This window comes from Streptomyces sp. NPDC007084, from assembly GCF_040703595.1.
Taxonomy (GTDB): Bacteria; Actinomycetota; Actinomycetes; order Streptomycetales; family Streptomycetaceae; genus Streptomyces.
Genome location: NZ_JBEYFY010000075.1, coordinates 1 through 25534, shown reverse-complemented (window position 1 = coordinate 25534; position 25534 = coordinate 1). Strand labels below are relative to the sequence as shown.

24 protein-coding genes are annotated in these 25534 nt (G+C 72.3%); 12 read left to right on the top strand and 12 right to left on the bottom strand.

The window, feature by feature from the left end:
• Positions 1–12: 12 nt before the first annotated feature.
• Positions 13–1257 carry a cytochrome P450 gene (locus AB0912_RS32925; RefSeq protein WP_366706422.1) on the bottom strand — a complete coding sequence of 415 codons (1245 nt, stop codon included), beginning with the start codon at positions 1255–1257 and terminating at the stop codon, positions 13–15.
• 358 nt (positions 1258–1615) lie between these two features.
• On the opposite strand from AB0912_RS32925, the gene AB0912_RS32920 reads away from it, so the two are divergent.
• A complete protein-coding gene (locus AB0912_RS32920; protein ID WP_366706420.1) occupies positions 1616–2245 on the top strand; it encodes a LysE family transporter in 630 nt (209 codons plus the stop codon).
• A gap of 142 nt (positions 2246–2387) precedes the next feature.
• Positions 2388–2831 (top strand): nitroreductase family deazaflavin-dependent oxidoreductase, encoded by a 444-nt coding sequence (locus AB0912_RS32915; protein ID WP_366706418.1) that lies wholly within the window; start codon positions 2388–2390, stop codon positions 2829–2831.
• A 64-nt stretch (positions 2832–2895) separates the two neighbouring features.
• Here AB0912_RS32915 and AB0912_RS32910 read toward each other — a convergent pair whose 3' ends face one another.
• The gene (locus tag AB0912_RS32910; protein WP_366706416.1) at positions 2896–4077 is read right to left on the bottom strand and encodes a cation diffusion facilitator family transporter; all 1182 of its coding nucleotides are present in this window, start codon (positions 4075–4077) and stop codon (positions 2896–2898) included.
• 105 nt (positions 4078–4182) lie between these two features.
• Between AB0912_RS32910 and AB0912_RS32905 the strand changes: the two genes are divergently transcribed.
• Positions 4183–4491 carry a DUF4235 domain-containing protein gene (locus AB0912_RS32905; RefSeq protein ID WP_366706414.1) on the top strand — a complete coding sequence of 103 codons (309 nt, stop codon included), beginning with the start codon at positions 4183–4185 and terminating at the stop codon, positions 4489–4491.
• A gap of 154 nt (positions 4492–4645) precedes the next feature.
• On the opposite strand, the gene AB0912_RS32900 is transcribed toward AB0912_RS32905, so the two are convergent.
• A complete protein-coding gene (locus AB0912_RS32900) occupies positions 4646–5038 on the bottom strand; it encodes a VOC family protein (protein WP_366706412.1) in 393 nt (130 codons plus the stop codon).
• A 206-nt stretch (positions 5039–5244) separates the two neighbouring features.
• A complete protein-coding gene (locus AB0912_RS32895; RefSeq protein ID WP_366706410.1) occupies positions 5245–6009 on the bottom strand; it encodes a TetR/AcrR family transcriptional regulator in 765 nt (254 codons plus the stop codon).
• 118 nt (positions 6010–6127) lie between these two features.
• On the opposite strand from AB0912_RS32895, the gene AB0912_RS32890 reads away from it, so the two are divergent.
• The 4 genes from AB0912_RS32890 to AB0912_RS32875 all read left to right on the top strand — a co-directional run bounded on the left by AB0912_RS32890 (position 6128) and on the right by AB0912_RS32875 (position 10330).
• A complete protein-coding gene (locus tag AB0912_RS32890) occupies positions 6128–7621 on the top strand; it encodes an APC family permease (RefSeq protein ID WP_366706408.1) in 1494 nt (497 codons plus the stop codon).
• Between the two features lie 47 nt (positions 7622–7668).
• Positions 7669–9300: an amidohydrolase gene (locus AB0912_RS32885; RefSeq protein WP_366706406.1), complete on the top strand. Its 1632-nt coding sequence runs from the start codon at positions 7669–7671 to the stop codon at positions 9298–9300.
• 116 nt (positions 9301–9416) lie between these two features.
• On the top strand, positions 9417–9779 hold the full coding sequence (locus tag AB0912_RS32880) for a DUF1304 domain-containing protein (RefSeq protein WP_366706404.1): 363 nt from the start codon (positions 9417–9419) through the stop codon (positions 9777–9779).
• A complete protein-coding gene (locus tag AB0912_RS32875; RefSeq protein WP_366706402.1) occupies positions 9776–10330 on the top strand; it encodes a TetR/AcrR family transcriptional regulator in 555 nt (184 codons plus the stop codon). Before AB0912_RS32880 ends, AB0912_RS32875 begins: the two co-directional genes overlap by 4 nt.
• A 57-nt stretch (positions 10331–10387) precedes the next feature.
• Here the strand turns inward: AB0912_RS32875 and AB0912_RS32870 are convergent, their stop codons facing one another.
• Both AB0912_RS32870 and AB0912_RS32865 read right to left on the bottom strand, forming a co-directional pair.
• Positions 10388–11263, bottom strand: a complete 876-nt coding sequence (locus AB0912_RS32870) for a hypothetical protein (RefSeq protein ID WP_366706400.1) — start codon at positions 11261–11263, stop codon at positions 10388–10390.
• Between the two features lie 63 nt (positions 11264–11326).
• The gene (locus AB0912_RS32865; protein WP_366706398.1) at positions 11327–12283 is read right to left on the bottom strand and encodes a helix-turn-helix domain-containing protein; all 957 of its coding nucleotides are present in this window, start codon (positions 12281–12283) and stop codon (positions 11327–11329) included.
• A gap of 98 nt (positions 12284–12381) precedes the next feature.
• Between AB0912_RS32865 and AB0912_RS32860 the strand changes: the two genes are divergently transcribed.
• Positions 12382–13332 (top strand): NADP-dependent oxidoreductase, encoded by a 951-nt coding sequence (locus AB0912_RS32860; protein ID WP_366706396.1) that lies wholly within the window; start codon positions 12382–12384, stop codon positions 13330–13332.
• Between the two features lie 232 nt (positions 13333–13564).
• On the opposite strand, the gene AB0912_RS32855 is transcribed toward AB0912_RS32860, so the two are convergent.
• Positions 13565–14518 carry a ribose-phosphate pyrophosphokinase gene (locus AB0912_RS32855; RefSeq protein WP_366706394.1) on the bottom strand — a complete coding sequence of 318 codons (954 nt, stop codon included), beginning with the start codon at positions 14516–14518 and terminating at the stop codon, positions 13565–13567.
• 260 nt (positions 14519–14778) lie between these two features.
• Between AB0912_RS32855 and AB0912_RS32850 the strand changes: the two genes are divergently transcribed.
• From AB0912_RS32850 to AB0912_RS32840, 3 genes are all read left to right on the top strand, one after another.
• Entirely contained in the window at positions 14779–15429 is a 651-nt protein-coding gene (locus tag AB0912_RS32850; RefSeq protein WP_366706392.1) for a DUF4230 domain-containing protein, read from the top strand.
• Positions 15430–15618: 189 nt separating this feature from the next.
• Positions 15619–16293, top strand: coding sequence for a VanZ family protein (locus tag AB0912_RS32845; RefSeq protein ID WP_366706390.1), 675 nt, complete (start codon positions 15619–15621; stop codon positions 16291–16293).
• A 137-nt stretch (positions 16294–16430) separates the two neighbouring features.
• A complete protein-coding gene (locus AB0912_RS32840; protein WP_366706388.1) occupies positions 16431–17678 on the top strand; it encodes a family 16 glycosylhydrolase in 1248 nt (415 codons plus the stop codon).
• Positions 17679–17797: 119 nt separating this feature from the next.
• Here the strand turns inward: AB0912_RS32840 and AB0912_RS32835 are convergent, their stop codons facing one another.
• The 4 genes from AB0912_RS32835 to AB0912_RS32820 all read right to left on the bottom strand — a co-directional run bounded on the left by AB0912_RS32835 (position 17798) and on the right by AB0912_RS32820 (position 22104).
• Positions 17798–18373, bottom strand: coding sequence for a TerD family protein (locus tag AB0912_RS32835; protein WP_366706386.1), 576 nt, complete (start codon positions 18371–18373; stop codon positions 17798–17800).
• A 129-nt stretch (positions 18374–18502) separates the two neighbouring features.
• Positions 18503–18778: a Sec-independent protein translocase subunit TatA gene (gene tatA, locus AB0912_RS32830; RefSeq protein WP_366706384.1), complete on the bottom strand. Its 276-nt coding sequence runs from the start codon at positions 18776–18778 to the stop codon at positions 18503–18505.
• A 238-nt stretch (positions 18779–19016) separates the two neighbouring features.
• Positions 19017–21620 carry an HAD-IC family P-type ATPase gene (locus tag AB0912_RS32825; RefSeq protein WP_366706432.1) on the bottom strand — a complete coding sequence of 868 codons (2604 nt, stop codon included), beginning with the start codon at positions 21618–21620 and terminating at the stop codon, positions 19017–19019.
• A 121-nt stretch (positions 21621–21741) separates the two neighbouring features.
• Entirely contained in the window at positions 21742–22104 is a 363-nt protein-coding gene (locus AB0912_RS32820) for a metalloregulator ArsR/SmtB family transcription factor (RefSeq protein WP_366706382.1), read from the bottom strand.
• A 198-nt stretch (positions 22105–22302) separates the two neighbouring features.
• Here AB0912_RS32820 and AB0912_RS32815 point away from each other — a divergent pair, with 198 nt between their 5' ends.
• The gene (locus AB0912_RS32815; protein WP_366706380.1) at positions 22303–22755 is read left to right on the top strand and encodes a universal stress protein; all 453 of its coding nucleotides are present in this window, start codon (positions 22303–22305) and stop codon (positions 22753–22755) included.
• Between the two features lie 212 nt (positions 22756–22967).
• Here AB0912_RS32815 and AB0912_RS32810 read toward each other — a convergent pair whose 3' ends face one another.
• Positions 22968–25346, bottom strand: coding sequence for a glycosyl hydrolase family 65 protein (locus AB0912_RS32810; protein WP_366706378.1), 2379 nt, complete (start codon positions 25344–25346; stop codon positions 22968–22970).
• Positions 25347–25534 lie beyond the last annotated feature (188 nt).

The window sequence follows — 25534 nt, the reverse complement described above, 5'->3', positions numbered from 1 at the left end:
ACCGGTCCTCCGCTACCAGGTCACGGGGAGTTCGAGCATCCCCTGGATGGTGTCCCCGGGCTTGAACGGGACGGCGTCCGCGGGGGTGGCCAGCCGCAGGCCGGGGAAGCGGTCGAAGAGCGACAGCAACGCGATCTCCATCTCGGCCCGGGCCAGGTTCTGTCCGAGGCACTGGTGGATGCCGAAGCCGAACGCGACGTGGTGCCGGGCCGGCCGGTGCCAGTCCAGGTCGTCGGGGTCGGGGAAGGTCTGCGTGTCGCGGTTGATGACGGAGGTGGAGAACACCACGCCGTCGCCGGCGTGGATGGTCTTGCCGGCCACCTCGATGTCCTCGGTCGCGACCCGCAGCAGTCCGTCCGCGATGGACAGGAACCGCAGGAGTTCCTCGACGGCGGCGGGCATCAGGCCCGGATCGGCCCGCAGTTCGCCGAGTTGTTCCGGATGCCTGAGCAGGGTGAAGGTGCCCAGCGAGATCATGTTCGCCGTCGTCTCGTGCCCGGCCACGAGCAGGATGGTCGCCAGCCGGATCAGTTCCCGCCGGTCGATCCTGCCTTCCCGCAACTGGTCGTGGATGAGTTCGTCGAGCAGTCCGTCCCCGGGCTCGGCCTGCTTGCGGTCGATCAACGAGCCGAAGTAGTCGTCCAGTTGACTCCGGGCCTCGTCCACGTCGGCGCCGGCGGGACCGCGCAGCAGCTTGCGGGACTGCGCCTCGAAGAAGTCGTGGTCGGCGTAGGGGACGCCGAGGAGCGCGCAGATCACCGTGGACGGCACGGGGAGCGCGAAGTCGTTCACCAGCTCGGCGGGCGGGCCCTGTTCGGCCATACGGTCCAGCAGCCGGTCCACGGTCTCCTGGATACGGGGGCGCAGCGCGGCGGTCCGCCGGAGCGTGAAACTCGGCACCAGCATGCGGCGCTGGACGTGGTGTTCGGGGTCGTCGACGCCGAGCAGCGCGACGCGGCGGTCGCGTGACCCGGCCAGCCGCTCGGTCGTCGCGGGGAAGGCGGGCAGCGTGCGGTCCGAGGACAGCCGCTGGTCGGTGAGCAGCTCACGGGCGGTGGCATGACCGGTGACCACCCACACCCCGCGCCCGTCGAACAGGGAGATCCGCGAGAGGGGCCGGTCCTCGCGCAGCGGCTGGTAGCCGGTGGGCGGGTGATAGGGGCACGTGCGGTCCTGCGGGAAGGCGACCGGCTCGGTGAGCGGCGGCGCCGGGGGCTGTGACGTGGGGGGTCGGTGAGTCAGGGGGGCTTCTGTCATGAGTGACCTCGCAAGCGATGGTTCCCTCTTACCGATCTTCATTAGATGCCCCAGGCATCTATGTGGCCACGCGAAGTTCGGCCAGATGCGCCGTTCGCCCGATCTGGCCGAAGTGCGGTGGGGCGGGTTCCGTTTCCCCTGGCGTTTCGGCGTACCCCGTCCGTCCGCCGCCGCGCCGATGGCCTGATCCCCTCGCCGGCACGCCTTCCGGAATTCGGTTGCGTGGGCGGAACCCGTGCCCCGAACATCGGCGCATGTCCACGATCGAAGCCTTCCTGTTGCCGCCCTCCGCCGCCGTCCGTCCGGTGCGGGGCGCGCGGCAGCCCGGCCGTCCCCGGAGGCCCGACCGCCTCGCGTCGTGACCGCCGCGCTGGCCGCGGGGCTTCTCGCGGGCTACGGCATCGCCGTGCCCGTCGGGGCGGTCGCGGCCTACCTCGTCGCCCTCACCGCGCGCACGACGCCGCGGACCGGAGCCTGCGCCGCGCTCGGTGTCGCCACGGCCGACGGGCTGTACGCCCTCGTCGCCGTGCTCGGCGGCACGGCGCTCGCCGCCGCCCTGCGACCCGTCCTCGTCCCGCTGCGCTGGGCCTCCGCCCTGGTCCTCGCCGCGCTCGCGGTCCAGGGCGCGGTGGGCGCGGTGCGCCGGTACCGCGAACACCGGCTCACGGCACGCGCGGTGCCGGACCCGCCGCGTCCTGGCCGTGCCTACCTCTCGCTCCTCGGGATCACACTGCTGAACCCGACCACGGTCGTGTACTTCGCCGCTCTGGTGCTCGGCAGCCGTACCGCCGAGGCCGTCGGCCCGCCGGAGCAGGCGGTGTTCGTGCTCGCCGCGTTCGCGGCCTCCGCCAGTTGGCAGCTTCTGCTCGCCGGGGGCGGCGCCTTGCTCGGCCGGGCCCTGACAGGCCGTCTGGGACGGCTGGCGACGGGGCTGGTGTCGAGCGCGGTGATCGCGCTGCTGGCCGTACGGGTGCTGGTGACGCCGTGATGTGTCCGCGCCGCCCGCCGAGTCCCCGTACCGCCTCCGCCGAGAGCCGCGCCGGGCCCGCGGGTGCGGAAGTTTCCCGTCCGCCCTGGTGTTGAATCGTGCCGACACACGACCAGTCCGACGCGATGATGGGACGGAAGTCATGCCACTTGAGGGCGAGTACGAACCCAGCCCGACCCAGTGGGTGCGGGACCAGGTGGAGTTGTACGAGGGGTCCGGCGGGACCGAGGGGACGACGCTGCGGGACACGGGGCTGCCCGTCATCATCCTCACGACGCGCGGCGCCAAGAGCGGGAAGATCCGCAAGACCCCGCTGATGCGCGTCGAGCACGACGGGCGGTACGCGGTGGTCGCCTCCCTCGGCGGCGCCCCCAAGCACCCGGTCTGGTACTTCAACATCACGTCCGACCCGCACGTGGAGCTCCAGGACGGGCCCGTCCGCAAGGAGTACGTCGCGCGGGAGGTCACCGGCGACGAGAAGGCCGAGTGGTGGGAGCGGGCGGTCGCCGCGTTCCCCACGTACGCCGACTACCAGAAGAAGACCGACCGGGAGATCCCCGTCTTCGTGCTGGACCCGACCGACTGACGTCGGGCCCCGCCCCCTCCGGTGGCCCGGGCCGCATGAATGTGCGGCGCCGGGCGTCCGAGGCTCAGGCCCCGCCGCGCTCTCCCGTCGCGGCGGGGCTTTCCGCTGCCCGGCCTCCGGCGTGTCCGGCGCTCCCGGCGGTCTCCGCGTCCCCCGCATTCTCGGTCTCTTCCACGTGCCCCCAGTCGCTCATCCCGGTCTCGCCGCGTCGCGCCGCCGCCCGGGCGGTCCTGGCGTCGGTCACGTCCAGGAAGATCTGGTCGGCGCTCGGGAAGGCGTGGGCGACGGAGCGCTTGATACGGATGGCGACGTCCTCGACCTCCTCGCTGTCCAGCCCCGGGACGAGGTCGATACGCGCGGCCACCAGCGTCGAGTCGAGGCCCAGTTCCATGGTCAGCAGGGTCTCGACGCTGTCGATCTCGGGCTGGGCCTTCAGCAGCTCGCGGATTCCGTCGCTCTCCTCGTCGTCCACCGCCCGCCCGATGAGCTGGTCGCGGGCGTCGCGGCCGAGCCAGAAGGCGACGAAGACCAGCAGCACCCCGATCGCGAGCGAGGCCGAGGCCTCCCAGACGACCTGGCCGGTGACCATGTGGAGCACCATGCCGATGATCGCGAGTGTGACGCCGAGCACCGCGGTGCCGTCCTCGGCGACGACGGTCCGCAGCGCCGGGTCCTTCATCCCCGCGGAGCCGCCCTGGCGGCGCACCTGGAAGAGGGCCCGCAGCAGCGAGGCTCCCTCCGCGAGCAGTGAGACGACGAGGACCGCGATGCCCGCCATGTAGCCGCTGAAGGATTCCTCGGCGCCGTTGCGCAGCGCTTCGAAGCCCTGGAAGAAGGAGAAGCAGCCACCCATGACGAAGATGCCGACGGCGGCGAGCAGGGACCAGAAGAACCGCTCCTTGCCGTAGCCGAAGGGGTGCCGGCGGTCGGCGGGGCGTTTGCTGCGGCGGAGCGCGGCGAGCAGGAAGACCTCGTTCAGGCTGTCCGCCACGGAGTGCGCCGCCTCGGACAGCAGCGCGGGCGATCCGGCGATCAGGCCGCCGACGGCCTTGGCCACGGCGATCAGCAGATTGGCGCCCAGCGCCACGAACACGGTGACCCGTGTCCTGCTGTCGGCTCCGTCGCCCCCGCCCCCACCGCCGCCCGCGTCGCCCGCGTCCGTCCGGTCCGGTCCGGCGCCGGGCTCTTCCTTGGTGTCGTCACTGGTCACTCCGGCCGGTTTCCCCTGCCCTCGCGGCTCAACCATGCGGACGGAGGGAATCGGTGGGCATACTTCGGGCACTCGTACCGCGTCGGACCGGGCGCCGTACGCCCACGGCCGCCCGTGCACGGAGAGCGAGAAGGAGCCCCAGTGTCCAAGAAGCAGAAGAAGCAGAAGCTGCCCCTGGCCTACAAGCCCGTCGGCTTCGCGCTGAGCTGGGCCGGAGGCTCCCTGGCAGGGCTCGCCTTCCAGAAGACGTGGAAGGCGATCCGGCACGAGGACAACGCCCCCGACGCCCTCGACCGGGACCGCGGCTGGGGCGAGGTGCTCCTCGCCGCGGCCATCCAGGGGGCCATCTTCGCCGTGGTGCGCAGCGCGGTGGACCGGTCAGGCGCCAAGGCCATCGAGCGTTCGACGGGTGTGTGGCCCGCCGGCGACAAGTCCGGCGGCCGCGACTGAGGTCACCCGTCCGGCGGTCCCGTCCCGTCGACCCGCGTCGACGGGACCCGGCAGCGATGATCCCGGCGGCCCCCGTCGACGTGACGGGACCCGCCGGGATCATCGGTGTCGGGGGACCGCCGGCATCCTGCCTGCCGGGGCGCCGGGATCGGGCTCAGCCCTGCTTGGGTGCCGTCGAGCGGACGCACCGGAGCGTGAAGGAGTGCCCGGCCGGGTCCGCGTAACCGCGCTCCTCGTACGGTCCCGACATGTCCTTGGTCTCCAGCGGCCGTCCGCCGAGGCCGACCACCTTGCGCTCCACCTCGTCCAGGTCCTCCACATGGAAGTCGAGGTGGGCCTGGAAGGAGTTCTCCGGGCGCGGCCAGCTCGGCGGGGTGGCGTTCACGTCCCGGCGGAAGGCCATCCGCATGCCGTCGGCGCCCTTGATCTCGACGCGGTTGCCGCTCGCGTCCGTCTCCTCCGCGTCGAGCAGATCCTTGTAGAACGCGGCGAGCTGCTCGGGCTCGGCGCAGTCCAGCACCACGACCGCTGCCGTGACGAGTGCCATGTGTCCTCCGTAGGGTTCCGGGACGACGGACGGCGTCCGGCCGCCACTGCCCCGCCGTGCCGGGTTACCCCGTCCGGCCGATTCAGTCGGCCACGAGCCACTCGCCGTCGCGCATGAGGCCGCGTCCGGCGATGTCGTCGGCCTCCCGCCAGGTGGGCGCAGGCCTCGGTCAGGGCGGTCCCGAGCGAGACGGGTCCGGGCGGCTCTCAGCGGGACCGGCCGGTCGCGCGCCGGCCTGCCTCGGGCGGACCCGGTACTCCCCCGTTTTCCGTGAGCCGGGCCGCCGCCGCGCTCAGCAGCAGATCGAGGGCGGTCTGATAGGCGCTGCCTTGCATGTCGCGTACGAGGTGACGGGCCGTGGCCGCGATGTGCGGGTGGCTGTCGGCGGGCAGCCGGGCGTACGTCGCCCGCCACACCCCGGCATCCGCCTCCCGCGCCGCGCGGGGCAGGGCCACGCTCGCCGCGTCGAGGGCGGCGAACGCCAGCGCCTGGTCGACGAAGGCGTGGTAGATCCGTACGGCGTCGGCGTCGGGGAATCCGGCGCCGCGCAGCACGCCGAGGATCGTCTCGACGGCCTCGATCTCGTGGACCCGGCCGGTCACCCGGTAGGAGCTGAGGACGGCGGCCTGCGGATGGGCGAGCGCCCCGGCGTGGACGCGCAGTCCGAGTTCGCGCAGGTCGGCGCGCCAGTCGCCGGTGGCCCGCCAGTCGCGCAGGGTGCGGCCGATGAGTTCGTCGGCGATGGCCAGGAGCAGGTCGTCGGTGTCGCGGAAGTAGCGGTACAGGGCGCTCGGGTCGGCGCCGAGGGCGCGGCCGAGGCGGCGGACGGTGAGGGCGTCGGCGCCGTGCTCCCTGAGCAGGCGCAGCGCGGTGCCGACGATCAGTTCCTCGGAGAGGATCACGCCGGTCTTGGTGGGGCGTCTGCGCCGCCGGGCGGCGGCGGGGACGACACGGTCTTCGGCGGACGTCATGGGGTCTCCCTCCGGTCCGGGCACCTTATGACAACAGCGTTGACCTGTTAGGGCTCGGCGCAGTTTCATTTCCGCCCATCGGGCCGGAACCAGGCCCCGGGCGCGATCGGAGCAGGTCATGACGGAGAAGCCGTACGGTGTGGACCCCCCGTCCTTGCGCAGGCCCCTCGGTGTGGTGGACGGGGTCGCCATCGCCGCGTCCAGCACCGCGGCGACGACCAGCATCGGCATCGGCCTGGGAGTGACGGCCGGGGTGGTCGGGCTGCACCTTCCCGCGATCATGCTGCTGGCGTTCCTGCCGTTCCTGGGGATCGCGGGCGCCTTCTCCCGGCTGAACCGGGTCGAGCCGAACGCGGGCAACGGCTATGTGTGGGTGGGGCGTTCGCTCAGTCCGTGGCTGGGTTTCCTGGTGGGCTGGGTGAGCATCGTCGCCACGGTGGCGTTCCTCGCGTACACGACGGCGGTGACCGGTTCGGCGATGATCCAGCTCGCCGGCGAGGCGGGCCTGCACAGGGTGGCGGGGCTGGCGCTCGACCCGGGCTCGACGGCGCAGACGACGGTGGTGGGCATCGGGGTGCTCGTCGCCGTGACCCTCACCGCGGTGACCGGGGTGCGGACGGCGGCGCGGCTGCAGAGCGGGCTGCTGGTCTTCGAGTACGTGGTGCTGCTGGGCTTCTGCGGCTACGGCATCGTGACCGGTCCGCATCCCTTCAGCCTGAGCTGGTTCGACCCGTTCGCGATCCCGTCGGCGACGGCGCTGGCGCAGGGGCTGCTGCTGTCGGTCTTCTGTTACTGGGGCTTCGAGGCGGCGTTCACCGTGAACGAGGAGGTGCGTGATCCCCGGGACGCCTCCCGGGCCGGGACCATCACGCTGGTGACCATGCTGGGGCTCTTTCTGTTCGGCTCGGTGGCCTTCCAACGGGTGCTGTCCGAGGAGGAGTTGGCCGGACACGGCGCGCAGGGGCTGGCCTTCCTGGGGAACCGGCTGGCCGATCAGCCGCTGGCCGCGCTGCCCCTGGTCGCCCTGATGTTCTCGGCGGTCGCCTCGCCGCAGGCGGGGGTGATCCCGACGGCGCGCGGGATGTTCGCGATGAGCCGGGACCGTACGCTCGGGCCCGTGTGGTCACGGGTCAGCACGCGGTACGGGACGCCCGCGACCGGAACGCTGCTGATCGGCGCGCCGGCCGTCGCCGTGGCGGGGCTCGCCCTGGTGATCCCCCGGCTCGCCGACATGATCATGGCGACGGTCAACGCGGTCGGGATCGTCGTCGCGCTGTCCTACGGCCTGATCGCCCTCGCGGCCGCCGCCCGCTTCCGGGGGCTGCTCCGGGAGGACTGGCGGGTGGGCGTCCGGGCGGTCGTCCTCCCCGCGCTGAGCGCCTGCGCGCTCCTTGGTCTCGGCGGCTGCCTGGCCTGGTCCTTCTACTCCTCGGCCGACCACTTCGAGGTGAGCGCGGACAACGGCTGGTTCCTGCTGCTGGCACCCGCCGTCATGATCGTGTCCGGCTTCGGCGCCGCCGCCTGGGCCAAGTGGGTCCGCAAGTCGGCCTACTTCACCACCGGACGGGGCACCGACGCCGACGCGCCCCACGTGCCGGCCACCCTGAACTGAGCACCACCCCAGACCACCCCGATCAAGGAATCAAGGAACGGACGGCAATGCGCGCTGACCTCATCTTCACCGGCGGGCCGGTGTTCACCCCCGAAGGCCGTGCCACGGCCACCGTGGCGGTCACCGGCGAGCGGATCACCGCCGTCGGCGGCCCCGAGGTCCTGGACCTGCGGGGCCCGGACACCGAGGTCGTCGACCTGGCCGGGCGGCTCCTGCTGGCCGGGTTCCAGGACGCGCACGTCCACCCGGTCCCGGCCGGCCTGGAACTCGCGCAGTGCGACCTCACCGGCGCGAGGACCGCCGCGCAGACCGTCGCCGCCGTGCGGGCGTACGCCGACGCGCATCCCGAGCGGGAGTGGATCCTCGGCGGCGGCTGGTCCATGGAGGCCTTCGACGGCGGCACCCCCACCAGGGAACTGCTCGACGCGGTCGTGCCGGACCGGCCGGTGTACCTGCCCAACCGGGACCACCACGGCGCCTGGGTCAACAGCCGCGCACTGGAGCTGGCGGGCGTCACCCGCGACACTCCCGATCCGGCGGACGGCCGCTTCGAGCGGGACGCGGCGGGCGAGCCCACCGGCATGCTCCAGGAAGGGGCCATGCGGTACATCGGCCGGCTCACTCCCCCGGCCACGGCCGCCGACCGGCTCGCCGCCCTGCTGCGCGCCCAGCGGCATCTGCACGCGCTCGGCGTCACCGCGTGGCAGGACGCGATCGTCGGCACCTTCCCCGGCATGGAGGACCCGTCCGACGCGTACCTGACGGCGGCCCGCGACGGTTCCCTCACCGCGCGGGTGGTCGGCGCGCTGTGGTGGGACCGGGCGCGGGGCGCCGAACAGATCCCCGAACTCGTTGAGCAGCGGGCCGCGTTGGCCCACGGCCGGTTCCGCGCGACCAGCGTCAAGCTGATGCTCGACGGGGTCGCCGAGAACGGCACCGCCGCGCTCCTCGACCCCTACCTCGACAAGTGCGGCTGCGCCACGGCCAATCGGGGCACGCGCTTCATCGACCCGGAGCATCTGCCCGCGTACGTCAGCGAGTTGGACGCGCTCGGATTCCAGTGCCACTTCCACGCCCTGGGCGACGGCGCCGTACGGCACGCGCTGGACGCGGTCGAGGCGGCCCGCGCGGCGAACGGTCCGCGGGACACCCGCCCGCACCTGGCGCACCTCCAGGTCGTCCATCCCGACGACGTGGCCCGGTTCGCGCGCCTCGGCGCCACGGCGAACATCCAGCCGCTGTGGGCCGCCCACGAACCGCAGATGGACGAACTCACCATTCCCTTCCTCGGCCCCGAACGGGCCGCCTGGCAGTACCCGTTCGGCGCGCTGCTGCGGTCCGGGGCGCGGCTCGCGGCGGGCAGCGACTGGCCGGTCAGCAGCCCCGATCCGCTCCAGGGCGTCCATGTCGCGGTGAACCGGGTGAGTCCCGACGAGCCCGGCCCGGTGTTCCTGCCGGACGAACGCCTCGACCTGACCGCCGCGTTGACGGCGTACACCGCGGGGACGGCGTACGTGAACCACCTCGACGACACCGGCGTCCTGCGGCCGGGCGCCCTCGCGGACCTCGTCGTCCTGGACCGCGACCCGTTCGCCGGCCCGCCGGAGGCGATCAAGGAGACCGGCGCCGCGCTCACCTATGTCGGAGGGGAGCGGGTGTTCGCTGCACCGGATGCCTGACGCCCCGCCGACAGGGCATGCTCGACTTCATGGACAGGCGTCCAGCTATAATGGACACCTGTCCATGAAGTATTGCCCGTGGCATGAAGCAGTGCCCGTGAAAGGAACTCCCCACGATGCAGACGGTCGCGAACGTGCTGGTGGGCCTGGTGGCCGCGCTGCACGCCTACATCCTGGTGCTGGAGATGTTCCTGTGGGAGCGCGAGCCCGGTCGGGAACTGCACGGATTCGACCCGGAGATGGCCCGCGCGACCGCGCCCCTCGCCGCCAACCAAGGCCTCTACAACGGCTTTCTGGCCGCGGGCCTGGTGTGGGGGCTGATCGCCGGCGACCCGACCGGGTTCCGCGTCCAGGTCTTCTTCCTGTGCTGCGTGGTCGTCGCCGGCGTGTACGGAGCGGCCACGGCGAACCGCCGCATCCTGTTCGCCCAGGCCCTGCCCGGCGCGCTCGCCCTCGCGGCCGTACTGATCGCCCGGTGACGCCCGACGATCCGCGCGCCGCCCGGACCCGCGCGAAGCTGCGGCAGGCCCTTTTGGACGAGTGCGCCGAACACCCCCTGGAGGAGACCGGCGTCGCCGCGCTCGTACGGCGCGCCGGGGTCGGCCGGGCCACCTTCTACGTGCATTACGCCGACCTGGAGGCGCTGGCCGTCGACGCCTGCGCCGATGTCGTACGGGACGCGGTGGACGCGCTCCACGCCTGGCGCGGGCGGCCCGACCCGGTGTCCGCGCCGCCCGCGCTGCGTGCCTTCTTCGCGCGGCTCGCCCCGCACACCGGCCTCTACCGCTCCCTGCTGAGCCCGGGCGGCGGCGGCCCGCTGGGCCGGGTGCTCCACCACGATCTGCGGGCCCGCAGCCTCGCCGAGCGCACACTCGCCGGCGCGCCGGACGCCCCGCTGGTGGCCTCCGCGGTCGCCGCCACCTTCGCCGGTGTCCTCGCCGACTGGCTGCACGGACTCCTGGAGGGCACCCCGGACGCCGTCGCCGACCAGGTGTGGCAACTGCTGGTCGCCCTGCACGCGAGCCGGTGAGGCTCCGCCGGGGCCGCGTTGCGGGGGCCGGGTGGGCGATCGGCGCCTCGGGGCGGGCTAGTCGCAACCGATCCGGGCCGATGCCGCCGGCCAGGACTCCACCCCATGGGAGGTGCGGATGTACGCCGTCGACTTGTCGGGCGTCAGCCAGAGGTTCCAGCCGCGGTAGTGGTAGCCGGTGTCGTGCGCGTCGGCGGGCATCGACACGTCCGGCCGGTACGTGCCGTTCAGCAGCTTCGGCTCGAAGATTCCGTGCGGATCACGCACGTAGCGGCGGGAGCCGGGGCCGCTGCCGAGGGACAGGAAGTGCGCGCTCTGCCAGTCGCAGTGCTCGGCGCCGGGCGAACTGCTCACCTTCGTGGTCGCCACGCGGTGCCCGTCGCGGTCCTTCCAGATCTCGTAGCCCCGGGAACGGGTGTAACTCGCCGGCCACTCCGCCGGATCGCAGGCCGCGCTGGTCTCGGGGCCCCAACCCGGCCGGTGGGGCTGGTCCTTGGCGACCACGACGGCCACCTTGGTGCGGCCCTTCACGTCGAAGGAGAACAGGACGCGGTCGCCCTCCCGCCGTTCCACGCGGTAGCCGTAACGGGGTACGTCGGGCTGCGAGATGTCGAAGTACGCCTTCAGCCCCTCCTCGGGAGTGGAACCACCGTCCCCTTCGCTCCACCGGTCCGAGCCTCCGCCGGAGTAGAGGGGCCCGTCGCACTCCAGCGCCCGGCCCGCCGCCCCCGAACCCTCCCCCGGCCCGGGCTCGCCCCCATCCCCGCTCCCCTTCGGCTCCGGCTCCGACTCCGGGGGCAGGCGCAGCGGCCCGGCGTACGGGCTCGCGGCCGGCGATCCCGTCACCACGAGACCGGCGCCTCCGTCCACTCCACCGCACCCCGCCAGCGCCAGGCCGGCCAGCGCCACTCCGGTGACGATGCCTGCGCGCATTCCCAACCCCCGCCCCTCGCGACCACGTTCGTGCTCCTACGACGCGGAAGGCGGTGTCTTCGTTCAGCGGGTCGCCTGGAAGGTCCGGCGGTACGCCTGCGGCGAGACGCCGATCGTCGCGTGCAGGTGCTGGCGCAGGGAGGCACCCGTCGCGAAGCCGACCTCGCCGGCGATCTGGTCCACCGACAGATCGCTGGCCTCCAGCAGATGGCGGGCCCGCGCCACACGCTGCTGGATGAGCCAGCGGCCGGGGCTCATGCCCACCTCGTCGTTGAAGCGGCGGGCGAAGGTCCGCAGGCTCATCCGGGCGTGACCCGCGAGATCGCTGAGCGTGAGCGGGTCCCCGAGCCGGGCCAGCGCCCAGGCGCGGGTCGCCGCCGTGCTCGCCGTGGAGAACTCCGGCACCGGCAGCTCGATGTACTGGGCCTGGCCGCCCTCGCGCAGCGGCGGCACCACACAGCGCCGGGCCACCCGGTTGGCCAGTTCGCTGCCATGGTCCTCGCGCAGGATGTGCAGGCAGATGTCGATGCCGGAGGCCGCGCCGGCCGAGGTGAGGATCTCGCCGTCGTCGACGAACAGGACGTCCGGGTCCAGATCGACGCGCGGGAACATCCGCCGGAAGTCCTCCGCGACGTACCAGTGCGTGGTGGCCCGGCGGCCGTCCAGCAGGCCCGCGGCGGCCAGCACGAACGCGCCCGTGCAGATGGAGACGATCCGGGTGCCGGGCCGGATGTACGCGAGGGCGGCGGCCACCTCGTCACTCAGCTCGGCGGTCACCTTGGACGGGGTGACCGCCGCGATCACCACCGTGTCCGCCGTGGCCAGGGCTTCGGGGCCGTGGTCGACGGTGACGGAGAAGTCGGACGCGGTACGGACCGGGGCTCCGTCGACCGTGCAGGTCAGGACCTCGTACCGGCCTTCGGCCGCGCCGAGGATGCGGCTGGGGATGCCCAGCTCGAAGGGGTAGACGCCGTCGAGGGCGAGCACGACGACCCGCTCGGCCCGGTTCACCTGATCCATTCGGTCCCCTTGCTCAGCCTGCCGCGTGGCACGATCGTATCGAAGGTTGGCAATCATGCCATTTCCTGAGCGGGCGCGGCCCGGCAGGCTGGTTCACCATGAGCACTGTGAACACGATGCGAGCCATCACTCAGAACGTCCTCGGCGGTCCCGAGGTCCTCGAAGAAGTGACCGTGGAACGGCCTTCCCCCCGGCCGAACGAGATCCTGGTCCGGGTGCGGGCGGCCGGGGTCAACCCGACCGACTGGAAGCACCGCGCGAACGGCGGGTTCCTCGGTGAGCCGCCGTTCGTCCTCGGCTGGGACGTCTCCGGTGTGGTCGAGGAGACGGGGATCGGGGTCGCCCTCTTCCAGCCCGGGGACGAGGTCTTCGGCATGCTGTCGTATCCGTTCGGCCACGGCTCGCACGCCGAGTACGTGACCGCGCCCGCCCGGGTGTTCACCCTGAAGCCGTCCTCCATCGACCACGTCCAGGCGGCGGCGCTGCCGCTGGTCTCCCTCACCGCCTGGCAGGCGCTCGTGGAGCGGGCCGATGTGCGGCCCGGGCAGCGCGTGCTGGTCCACGCGGCGGCGGGTGGGGTCGGTCACGTGGCCGTACAGATCGCCAAGGCGCGTGGCGCGTACGTGATCGGTACCGCCAGCGCCGGGAAGCACGAGTTCCTGCGGTCCATCGGGGTGGACGAACCGGTCGACTACACCAGCGTCGACTTCGCCGAGGCCGTGCGGGACGTCGACGTCGTGCTCGACCCGATCGGCGGCGAGACGGGGCTGCGCTCCCTGCGGGTGCTGCGGCCGGGTGGGGTGGTCGTCTCGATCATTCCGGTCGGTTCCGACGAGTTCTACGAGGAGGCCGAGCGGCTCGGCGTGCGCGCGATCCGGATGCTCGTGGACGCCGACCAGGCCGGGATGCGGACGGTGGCGGGGCTGGTCGAGGAGGGTGCGCTGCGGGCTACGGTGGCGGAGACGTTTCCGCTGAGCGAGGCGGCGAAGGCGCATGCGGCGGGTGAGACGGGGCGTACGTCCGGAAAGCTGGTCCTGACCGTCGACTGACGGTCCGCTCCGGCCCGGTGGGCTCGGCTCGGCTCGGCTCGGCTCCGGTGGGGGGCGGGGCCGTGCCGGATGCCGGGTGCGGGCCGAATTCCACTCGCGATGTTTCAGCCCCTCCGGCGTTTGAGGAGCGGGGTCCGGGGCGGAGCCCCGGGTTCGGGACGGGCAGGGGCGGAGGGGGCGGAAATCGCTTGTGCCGGCCGGGGAGAAAACGGGGCCCTGGCGGAGGGCTTGGCTACTCGTTGTGGGGGGCGTCGAACAGGGCGCTGACGGACTCTCCGTTGTGGATGCGCCGCACGGCCTCCGCAAGGGCGGGCGCAACGGAGAGGACACTCAACTTCTCCGTGTACTCCTCAACAGGCACCGGCACGGTATTCGTACACACGATCTCCAAAACATCCGGCTGCTCACTGAGCCGCTTCAACGCCCCCGCCGCGAACAACCCGTGCGTACAGGCGACCCGAATAGACCGAGGCCCCAACTCCCGCAACCGGTCAAGGAGTTCAAGGACGGTGCTGCCCTTGGCGATCTCGTCGTCCAGCACGATGACGTCCCGCCCGGCGACCTCCCCGATCACACTGCTGATACTCACCCGGTCGTCCGCGAACCGCTGCTTCGCCCCCGCCGCCACCTGCGCCCCGATCAGCCGCGCGAACGCCGCCGCCTCCTTGGCGTTGCCGAGGTCGGGCGAGACGACCGTCGTACGCGACAGGTCGTTGCTCCGGAAGTGCGCGGCCAGCTCCCGCAGCGCGTGCAGATGGTCGACCGGCACGGAGAAGAAGCCGTGCACCTGCGGGGAGTGCAGCGTCACCGCGAGGACCCGGCTCGCGCCGGCCGCCACCAGCAGGTCGGCGACGAGCCGGCCGCCCATGGAAATCCGCGGCATGTCCTTTTTATCCGAACGTGCGTATGAATAATGCGGCATCACGACGGTGATGCGCCCGGCCGAGGCGCCGCGTGCCGCGTCGCACATCATCAGCAGTTCGACCAGGTGCTCCTGGACCGGAGTGACCAGGGGCTGCACGAGGAAGACGTCCCGTTCGCGGCAGTTGGCCTGGAGCTGGACCTCCAGGCAGTCGTTGGCGAACCGGCTGACCCGGGTGGGACTGAGGGGCACACCGAGGTGGGCACAGAGTTCGGCCGCCAGCTCGGGATGGGCACTACCGCTGAACACGGCGATGTCACGCACGACCGCTCCTCGCATGATCGAACCGGGTTGCGTCGCCGGTTGGCAAGATCGGCCCGGAGTGCGTACCTCATGCTACTGGGCACCCTCCGAGCCTACGACCGGGGGGAATGCCGGTCCCGGGGCGGCCGTGGGGGTGCCGGGGAGCGTACGGCCTCGGCGGTGGGACGCGGCCGGGCACGACCACGTCCGCGGCGGCCCAACCCGTGGGCCTGCCCTGGGAGTTGCCGGGTACACGGTTGGTTGAAAGGAGGACCGTCGACATGACGACGTCCATCAAGCGCATGCCCGGTTGGGCGAAGGTGGTCTGCGCCTTCGTGCTGGTGCTCGTGGTGCTCTTCGCCGGGCTGCGGCTGGCCGTGCTGCCGGGTCTGCGCGATGTGTTCGGCACGGAGAGTCACGACAGGTCGGGGCCGACGCTGCTCAAGTCGATCCAGGACATGAGCCGTTACGACGCGGCGTCGGGCAACTTCCAGGTGGTCGTGGACCTGGAGAAGGACGCCAAGTACCTGCCCGACGCGATCCGTGGCACCCGCACGCTGTACGTGGGGGCCGGCACGGTCGACGCCTATGTCGATCTCGGGCACCTCCGCAAGGAGGACGTGAAGGTCAACGACGACCGGACGTCCGCCACCCTCCATCTGCCGCACGCCGTTCTGGGGAAGGCCGCGCTGGACCCCAACCGCTCCTACGCGGTCTCGAAGCAGCGGGGTCTCCTCGACCGGATCGGGGACATCTTCTCCGGCAACCCGAACGACGAGCAGGCCGTGCAGAAGCTCGCCGCCAAGCACATCAGTGACGCCGCGAAGGACAGCGAACTGACCTCCCGGGCCGAGAAGAACACCACCGACATGCTGGAAGGTCTGTTGGGTTCGCTCGGCTTCAAGGAGGTGACGGTCACCTACGGCGGCTGAGACCAGGGGTTCCGGGAAGGCGCCGGCGGCGCCGGGCGCGATCACACACGGTCGCGTCCGGCGCCGTTCGCCGTCCCGGGAAGGGCCGCTCCGGGCGCGGCGCGTCCCGGCGGAAAGGCGCGCATCGAAAGACCGTAAGGGGGTATGCGGGCTGCACCAGAGGGCAGCGTGAATCAAGGGGAGGGCCGCATGGTCCGCACGGCGTTGGGGACACGGGTCGCGAAGGCAGGTCGCCGCAAAACGGCACCGAAATCGGGGGCGGACCGGGGCAAGGCGGCGTCGACGTCGGAACGGGGCAAAGGGACGGCCAAGTCCGAACGGGTCCGGGCGGAGCGGTCGCGGTCGTTCTTCGGCCGCCGGACCGCCAAGCCGAAACCGGCGCCGGAGCCGGAGCCGCGCCGGCAGACGATGGCACTGCCGCTGCGCATCCTGGCCATGCTCGTCGCGTTCGCCGCGATGGTCGCGTTCGCGGTCGCGCTGGCCCATCTGACGCTGGAGCCCTCACCGGCGTCCACCGCCCTGATCCACAACAACCTCCACCCCGGACGCTCCCTGCGGGCCTACCTCGACCAGCCGGAGATGCGGGACGCCATCAAGCAGATCGGCGGCAACATCCTGCTGGGCATCCCCTTCGGGGTGCTGCTGCCCGTGGTCGCTCCGCGTACCCGGGGCATCCTGCGCGTCCTGCTGCTGACCGCGGTGGTCATGATGCTGGTCGAGCTGGTCCAGGGCGCGCTGATCACCGGCCGCTCCTTCGACGTCGACGACGTCATCCTCAACACCACCGGAGCGCTGATCGGTTATCTGCTGCTGGGCCGCCGGCTCGGGCGGGCGGTGCACCCCCGCAAGCGGCTGCGCGCCTGAGGCGTCACCCCAAGTGATGGTACGGACCAGAGTCTTGACACCCCCTTACCTCACTTCTTAAATCAAGAGGCGAAGCACGCACCCCCCACCTCAGTCGGCGCTCCCGCCTCGCGGGCGGCCGATGGAAAGGGAGAGTCATGGACTCCCCACGCCTGCTGCGCAGATGCCTCTTCGCCGCGCTGTCCGCCGCGCTCGTCGCCTCCGCCTCGGCCGTCGCCGCTCCCGCCCACGCGGGTCCGGCGGCGGCCGCTGCCGCGGTGACGTTCCAGGACACGTTCGACGGTCCCGCCGGTGCGGCCGTCGACTCCTCCAAATGGCAGATCGAGACCGGCGACAACGTCAACAACCACGAACGGCAGTACTACACCTCGGGCAACAAGAACGCGGCGCTGGACGGCCAGGGCCACCTGGTGATCACGGCCCGCAAGGAGAACCCGTCCAACTACCAGTGCTGGTACGGCACTTGTCAGTACACCTCGGCCCGGCTGAACACCTCGGGGAAGTTCACCTCGACGTACGGCCATGTCGAGGCGCGGATGAAGATCCCGCGCGGACAGGGCATGTGGCCGGCGTTCTGGATGCTGGGCAGCGACATCGGACAGGTCGGCTGGCCCAACTCCGGTGAGATCGACGTCATGGAGAACGTCGGCTTCGAGCCGTCGACCGTGCACGGCACGATCCACGGCCCCGGCTACTCCGGGTCCGGCGGTATCGGCGCGGGCTACACCCTGCCGAACGGCCAGGCCTTCGCGGACGCCTTCCACACCTTCGCGGTGGACTGGGCGCCCAACTCGATCAGCTGGTCGGTGGACGGCACGGTCTACCAGCGGCGCACACCCGCCGACCTCGGCGGCAACACCTGGGTGTTCAACAAGCCGTTCTTCCTGATCCTCAACCTCGCGGTCGGCGGCTACTGGCCGGGCGACCCGGACGGCTCGACCACCTTCCCGCAGCAACTCGTCGTCGACGAGGTGAAGGTGACGACGAGTGACAGCCCGAGCGGCGGCGGCGCCCCGATCAAGGGCCTCGCGGGCAAGTGCGTCGACGTCGCGGGGGCCGGCACGGCCAACGGCACTCCCGTACAGCTCTACGACTGCAACGGAACGGCCGCCCAGCAGTGGACGGTCGGCTCGGACGGCACGATCCGCGCCCTCGGCAAGTGCCTGGACGTCACGAACAACGGGACGGCGGACGGCACGAAGATCCAGCTCTGGGACTGCACGGGCGGCACCGGCCAGAAGTGGGCGGTCAGCGCGGCCCACGACATCGTGAACCCGGCGGCGAACAAGTGCCTCGACGTCACGGGCAACAACTCGGCCAACAGCACCCGCCTGCAGATCTGGACCTGCACCGGCGGAGCCAACCAGAAGTGGACCGTGGGCTGACGGACCCGCGCCCAAGAGAGGTCCCGGCTCGCCGGCATGACGCATCGACTGCGCGTGCCGGCGAGCCGCTCACATGAACGCGGCGATCCTGGCGGGGCGGCCGGGCCGGTCAGGTCGCGTCAGACGTTGACACCGAAGTCGGAGGCGATACCGGCGAGTCCGGACGCGTATCCCTGGCCGACGGCCCGGAACTTCCACTCCGCTCCGTTGCGGTACAGCTCGCCGAAGACCATCGCCGTCTCCGACGAGGCGTCCTCGGACAGGTCGTAGCGGGCGATCTCCTGGCCGCCCGCCTGGTTCACGACACGGATGAACGCGTTGCGGACCTGGCCGAAGCTCTGTCCGCGGGCCTCCGCGTCGTGGATGGACACCGGGAACACGATCTTCGCGACCTCGGCCGGCACCGCCGCCAGGTTCACCTTGACCGACTCGTCGTCGCCCTCGCCCTCACCCGTGAGGTTGTCCCCGGTGTGCTCGACCGAACCGTCCGGGCTCTTCAGGTTGTTGTAGAAGACGAAGTGCTGGTCGCTGAGGACCTTGCCGGACGCGTCGCACAGCAGGGCCGAGGCGTCCAGGTCGTAGTCCGCGCCGGTGGTGGTGCGGACGTCCCAGCCCAGGCCCACCAGTACCGCTGTCAGTCCCGGTGCCTCCTTGCTCAGAGACACGTTGCCGCCCTTGGCGAGAGAAACTCCCACGACCTCATCCTCCTGATTCCGACCGTCTGTCCCGTCATAGGGTTCCAACGCGGCGCCCCGCCGCGCGGTTCCCATGCTTGCGCAACCTCTTAACTGTCGTTCGGCGGGCGTGCCATGAGGCGCGCCTCGTCAACGGCCGGGCGCCTCCGGGGCCTGGGCGGGTACGGACGCCGCCCCGAGCGGCGCCTCATGGCCCTCGTACCGGACGTTCTCGCCGGTCGCTTCCCCGGGCCGGGACGTGGCGGGTCCGCCGTCCTCCTTCATCGCCTGGGCCTCGCTCTTGAGGATGCGCATCGACTTGCCCAGCCCTCGGGCGGCCTCGGGCAGCTTCTTGGAGCCGAAGAGCACCAGGACCACGATCGCGACGATCAACAGGTGCCAGGGTTCCAGTCCGTTGCGGAGCATCCGCTCACCCCTTTCCTTCCATCGGGCGACGCCGCACGCCGGGCACGCGGCACCCTCACCATGGTTGCTGTGTTGCGCAACTGTACAACCCAGGGTGGGGCCGGCGGCCCTCCGCCCATGGGCCGACCGGATGAGGGCGTACGCGTGCCGGTCACGTCTCGCAGCCGCCGCTTTACCTGCCTTGCTTGCCTTGCTTGCCTTGCTTGCCTTGCTTGCCTTGCCTGCCTTGCTTGCCTGCTCAGCGGCGTCGGGCTTCGTGGTGCCTTCTGGCCGCGGTCAGGGCCGCCGCGTACAGGACGAGAACCGCCAGCAGCAGGGAGTAGTAGAGGACCGGGAGTGCGGTCATGCCGAGGAGCGCTCCGAGCGGGGACAGCGGAAGGAGGATGCCGGCGCAGGCGAGCGCCCCGGCGGCCCACCCGACCGGACCCGGTCCGCGGCCCGCCGGACCGCGCCGGCCGGACCGCAGGAGCAGCATGACCAGTGCCTGGGTGAGCAGGTTCTCGGTGAACCAGCCCGAGTGGAACTCCGCCTGGTCGTCGCCCGTCCCCGGTCCGCGCAGGGCCAGCGCGAGCACGCCGAACGTCGCCAGGTCGGCGATCGCGTTGAGGACACCGAAGCCCGTGATGAAGCGGAGCAGGCCGGCGGGCCGCAGCACGGGAGGGCGGCGCGGTGCGTCCGGCGCGGGCCGGTCGTAGGCGTAGGCGAGCTGGGCGGCGTCGAAGAAGAGGTTCTGCACGAGGACCTGCACGGGGAGCATCGGCAGGAAGGGCAGCAGCAGGCCCGCGGACAGCATCGCGATGACGTTGCCCAGGTTGGAGGAGAGCGTGGTGCGCAGATACGTCACGATGTTGCCGCCGGCCCAGCGGCCGGTGGAGACGGCGTGGTCGATGGCGGTCAGGTCCTTGTCCACCAGGACGACGTCCGCGCCCTCCCGGACCACGTCGGCGGCGCCGCGCGGGCAGATCCCGACGTCGGCGGTGCGCAGGGCCGGTAGGTCGTTGACCCCGTCGCCGAGGAAACCGGTGATGGTCCCGTCGGCGCGCAGGGCCGCGGTGACGCGGGCCTTGTGCCGCGGGGTGCAGCGGGCGAAGACGGTCGTACGGCGGGCGAGTTCGGTGAGTTCGGCGTCGGTGAGGCCGTCGGTCTCGGCCGCGTTGCGCACGGTCCCGGGGTCGAGGCCCAGGTCGTGGCAGGCGCGGGCCGCCGTGCCGGGGTGGTCCCCGGTGAGGATCCTGACGGTGATGCCGCGTTCGGCGAAGGCGAGCAGGGCGTCGGCGGCCGTGGGGGCGAGCGCGTCCCGCAGGGTGACGAACCCCGCGAAGGTCAGGCCGCGTTCGTCGGCCGCGGTGTAGGAGCGGGAGCGCGCGGGGCGCTCGGCGGTGGCGACCGCGAGGACGCGCAGTCCGCTGCCGGCCTGCTCGGCGGCGAGTGCGAGCAGGCGCTCCCGCTCGTCCTCGTCGAGCGCGCAGCGCTCCAGCACGGCTTCGGCGGCGCCTTTGGTGACGAGGGTGTGCACGCCGAGGCGTCCGGGGGTGCGGACGACGGCGGTCGCCATGCGGCGCAGGGGATCGAACGGGAGGGCCGCCACCCCTTCGTACCGCTCCGCCTCCTCGACGTCGCCGGCGTCGAGGAGCGCCTCGTCGAGGGCGTCCGCCATGGGTGAGTCGGCTAGCTGCAGGCTCCACCAGGCGTTCACGCCGGCCCAGTGCAGGGCGTCGGGCGCGTTCCGTCCCCGGCCGTCGAGGGTGCCGTGGAGTACCGGCCGGTCCTGGGTGAGGGTGCCGGTCTTGTCCAGGCACAGCACCTCGACCGACCCGAGATCGTGCAGCGCGGGCAGCCGCTTGACGATGACGCCGTGCGACCGGGCCATCAGGGACGCGCCGCGGGCGAGGCAGGTGGTCACGATGACCGGCAGCATCTGCGGGGTCAGACCGACCGCGACGGCGACGGCGAACGGCAGGGTGTCCAGTCCGCGGTCGCGCAGGGCCGCGTTGGCCATCAGCACGAGGGGCGGGGTGAGGAGCATGAAGCGGATCAGGATCCACGAGATGCCGTGCACGGAGCGGTCGAAGGCACTGCGCCCCCGGCGTCCGGCGTGTTCGTGCCCGGCGTTCTCGTGCCCGGCGTGTTCGCGCCCGGCGTTCTCGTACCCGGCGTGTTCGTGCCCGGCGTTCTCGTGCGCGGCGTGTTCGTACCCGGCGGCGAGCCTGGTGCGCGCGCCGGTCGCCAGGACGACGGCGGTTCCGCCGCCCGCGGCGACGCTGCTGCCCTGGAAGCAGAGGTGCGGCTGTTCGAAGGCCGCGTCGCGGGGGCCGGGCGGCACGTCGACCGGGTACTTGGGCACCGGTTCCGACTCGCCGGTCAGGGCCGCCTGGTAGACGCCGAGGCCACTCGCCCGTAGCAGCCGGACGTCGGCCGGGACCATGTCGCCGGGGCCGAGGCGGATCACGTCGCCGGGCACGAGTTGGTCGACCGGGATCTCCCAGGCGGCCGGAGCCGCCGTGTCGTCGGCGCGGCGGAGCACGGTCGCCGTGGTGGCGACCAGTTCGCGCAGCGCGGCCATCGACCGGTCGGCGCGGTGCTCACCGGAGGACCGCAGGAGGCAGCTGACCAGGACGAGCACCGTGATCACGCCGGCGGTCCCCCATGAGGCCACCAGCGCGGACACCAGGCCGAGCACCAGCAGCACCGCGGTGAAGGGGTCGCGCGGGCTCCGGGCGAACCGCCGGAGCCAGGAGTCCCGCCGCGCGTCCGGCAGCACGTTGTCCCCGAAGCGGGCCAGGCGCTCCTCGGCCTGCGCCTCGGTGAGCCCGCGCGGCCCGCTGTCCAGGTGCCGCAGCACCTGGAGGGCCGTCGGCTCCGCCGCCCCGGCCGCTTCGCCGTCGGCCGCCGGTTCCGGGACGGTCCGCCGGCCGTTCCCCGGACCGGGCCCCGCGGAGCCTCGCCCCGACAGAGCGGAGGACTCAGCCACCGGCCCGGCGCAGCCGGCGGACCGGCGCGGACGCCTGCTCGGCGCGCTCGGTCAGTTGCCCCACCATCAGCCTGACGACGGTGACGACGTCGGGGTCGCCGACGTAGTACACCTGGCGGCGGCCCTCGCGGCGGGCGCGGACGAGACCGGCGAGCTTCAGCTTCGTGAGGTGCTGGCTGACCGCGGGCAGCGCGCCGCCCACGCGGTCCGCGAGGTGGGTGACGTCGCTCTCGCCCTGGGCCAGGGCCCACATGATGTGCAGTCGGGCCGCGGAGGCCAGCAGTCCGAAGGCCGCGGCCGCCTCGGTGAGCACCTCGGCGGGCGGGTCCTCGAAGCCGTCACCGTCTGCCGCCACCGCTGTCTCCCGCCCTGCCCGCCGACCGTCTCCGCATACCGCGCCGACCCCAGTCTAGGCGTCGGGGCAGGACACGTTGGGGCCGGTCGGTCCCGTCGGCGGGCTCCGCGAGGGCCGTCCGGCCTCTGGCCGTGGGACGGGTGGCCGGGAGAGCGTGGAGGTGGGAAGTTCCTGGGGTGCGAGGAAGGGGGAACTGCCGTGGAACAGAAGCTTGTTGGCGGCGACGTCGGGTGCGGGCGGCTGCGGGCGGTGGTGCTCGGGATCGACGCCCGTCGTCCGCGCGACCTGGTCACGGACTTCGCGTTCGACGCCGCGCTGCGGTGCGGTGCTCCGCTGCACGCCGTGCACGCCTGGCGGCTGCCCGCCTCCGCCGAGTCCTCGATGCCGTTCGGCGTGCTTGAGGAGGACCGGGGTGCCTGGGAGGACCAGGAGGTGCAGCTCCTCGGCGACGTCCTGCGGCCGTGGCGCGAGAAGTATCCGCGCGTACGCGTCTACGCGGACGTCCGTCTCCAGCCGCCGGCCACCGCGCTCCTGCACGCCTCGGAGCATGCCGGTGCCGTGGTCGTCGGCCGCGCCGGCACGGCCCTCGGTCCGACCCTGCTGGAGGTGGTGAGCCGTGCCGGGTGCCCGGTGACGGTGGTCCCCTGCTGACCGGACTCGCCTCCCGCTGACCGGACTCGCCTCCCGCTGACCGAACTCGTCCCCTGCTGTCCGGACTCGTTCTCCGCTGACCGGACCGGCGACGCCCGCCCGGACGCCGTGGAGCGGACTGGGCGGGTCCAGTCACGCGGCGGCGGGCCGGAGCGGACCGGGCGGGCCCGGCCACCCGGCGGCGGACGAAGGCGGGTCGGGGGCGGCCCCCGTCACCCGGCCGGCAGCGTCAACGTGCAGGACTCACCCGGCGTCAGAGTGACCGTGCGGTCCGCCAGCACGATGTCGATCGGGCCCGCGTCGGACATCGGCACCGTGACGCTCACCCACCCCGCGCTCAGCCGCAGTTGGACACCTTGATGGCCGTGGTAGCGGATCGCGAAGCCGTACTCGGACAGCTCGGGCAGCGGGGCCGGGTCAAGCCGCAGCGCTCCCCCACGGGTCTCCAGCCCCGTCAGTCCGCGCTGGACGAGATCGAGGGTGCCCGCCATGGCGCCGAGGTGGATTCCCTCCCCGGTGGTGCCGCCCTGAAGGTCGGCGACGTCACCGTGCAGGGCTTCGTGGACGTACCTCCATGCCTCGGCCCGCCGTGCCCGGGCCAGCACCCAGCCGTGCACGAGACTGCTCAGCGTCGACCCGTGGCTCGTCCGGTGCAGATAGTGATCGACGGTCCGCCGCCAGAGCACGTCGTCGACCTCGTGGCCGAGCCGCCGGAACAGGCCCGCCAGTTCGGCCGGCGAGAAGAGGTAGCCGAGCATCAGGGTGTCGGCCTGCTTCGACGCCTGGTAACGGTTGACGCTGTCGCCCTCGGCCTCCAGGATCCGGTCGAGCCGCCGGATGTCGCCGTACCGGTCCCGGTAGCCGTCCCAGTCGAGTTCGGCGAGGTCGCCGTAGCCCTCGAACTGGCTGATGACCCCGCGGTGGAAGGGCACGTGGAGCCGGCGCGAGACGTCCTGCCAGAGGTCGAGTTCACTCTTGTCGAGGCGGATGCGTTCGAGGAGTTCCCCGCGCGGCAGTTCGGGCATCTCGCGCAGGACGTCGAGCGTGCGGGCGAGCACCCAGGCCGCCGTGACGTTGGTGTACGTGTTGTCGTCGAGCCCCGGCGCGTCGGCGCCGGGGTAGGCGTCGTGGTACTCGTCGGGGCCCACCACCCCACGGATGCGGTAGCGCCCGAGGGTGTCGTCGTAGCCGGCAAGACCGGCCCAGAAGCGGGCGATCTGCGTGAGCATCTCGACGCCTTTGGTGTGCAGGAACTCGGTGTCCCCGCTGGCCTCGCAGTACTGAAGCACGTTGTAGGCGACTGCCGACCCGACGTGGTGCTGGAGCCGTGAGTGGTCGGGCAGCCAGCGTCCGGAGCGCGGGTTGAGGTGCAGCTCCTGGGTCTCCTCGCGCCCGTCGCTGCCGCTCTGCCACGGGTACATCGCCCCGGTCAGGCCCGCGTCCCGCGCCGACCGGCAGGCACGTTCCAGCCGCCGGTGACGGTAGGTGAGCAGGGCTCGGGAGGCCTCGGGGAAGTGCAGGTTCAGATACGGCAGGACGAACAGCTCGTCCCAGAAGACGTGCCCCCGGTAGGCCTCGCCGTGCAGCCCCCGGGCCGGGACGCCGACGTCCAGCTCGGCGGTGTGCGGGGAGAGGGTCTGCAGGACGTGGAAGAGGTGGAGGCGCAGGATCGGGCCCGCGCTGTTGGGCACGTCGAGTTGGGCGTTGCGCCACAACCGCGCCCAGGCCGTGCGGTGCGAGGCGAGCAGCGTCCCGAAGTCCCCGGCCCGGGCCACCCGGTCGACGGCCGCCTCCAGCGGGTCCTTGATCGCCTGGTCGTGGGAGGTGTGCAGGGCGATCGTCTTGTCGACGGTGACCGTGAGTCCGTCGGTGAGCCAAAGCCGCAGGAGTTGGGCCGCGTGGCCCGGGGAGTGGGTGTCGGCGGTCTCCACGGGCGCGTCGGCGACGGTCCGGGCGGCGAGTCCGACGCGGATGTCCGAGCCGACGGTCCGGCAGCTCAGCCAGACCGTGTCCGGGGCGCCGCTTCCCGTACGGACCTCCGCGAGGTGCTGTGAGGCGAGCGAGCGGTAGCGCTCGACCCCGCTGTTGGTGACCGTGCCGTCGAGCGCCGACTCGATCTCGACCTGGCCCGACCAGCCTTCGGCCGTCACCTCGGTGCGCAGCACGGCCAGATGCGGGTCGGCCATATGGACCAGCCGCAGTTGGCGTACGGCCAGACGCCGGCCCTCTTCGTCCTCGTAGCGCGCGGTGCGCTCCAGGGTGCCCGCGCCGGGGTCGAGGCGCAGCCGGTGGTCGAGAAGCCGGTGGGTGTCGGGGGTGAGCCAGGTTCCCGTGCCGGTACGGACCCTGAGGGGCAGCCAGTTGGGCAGGTTGACCATGTCCTCGTTGTCGACCTGGCGCCCCGCCACGTCTGAGGTGAGCCGGTCGTAGAGGCCCGCCGCGTACGTGCCCGGGTAGTGGACGGAGTCCGCGGCGCACTCCGGGGCGGCGCCGCGCGTCGCGAAGTACCCGTTGCCGAGGGTGCACAGCGACTCGCGCAGGCGCTCCTCCGCCGGGTCGTAGCCCTCGTAGTCCCAGGTCAGATCGTCCATTCCGTCATCCTGCGCCATGGGCGGCCGAGTCGTACCGCGCGGCACGCGGGAGGCGACCCGGCCGCCGGTCAAGCGGGCGCGGGAAGGCGAGGTTCAGCCGGTCCAGGTCCAGTCCGCGACCTCGGGCAGGTCGGTCCCGTGCTCACGAATCCACACATGATGCCGGGACCGGGCGTCTTCCATCCGCT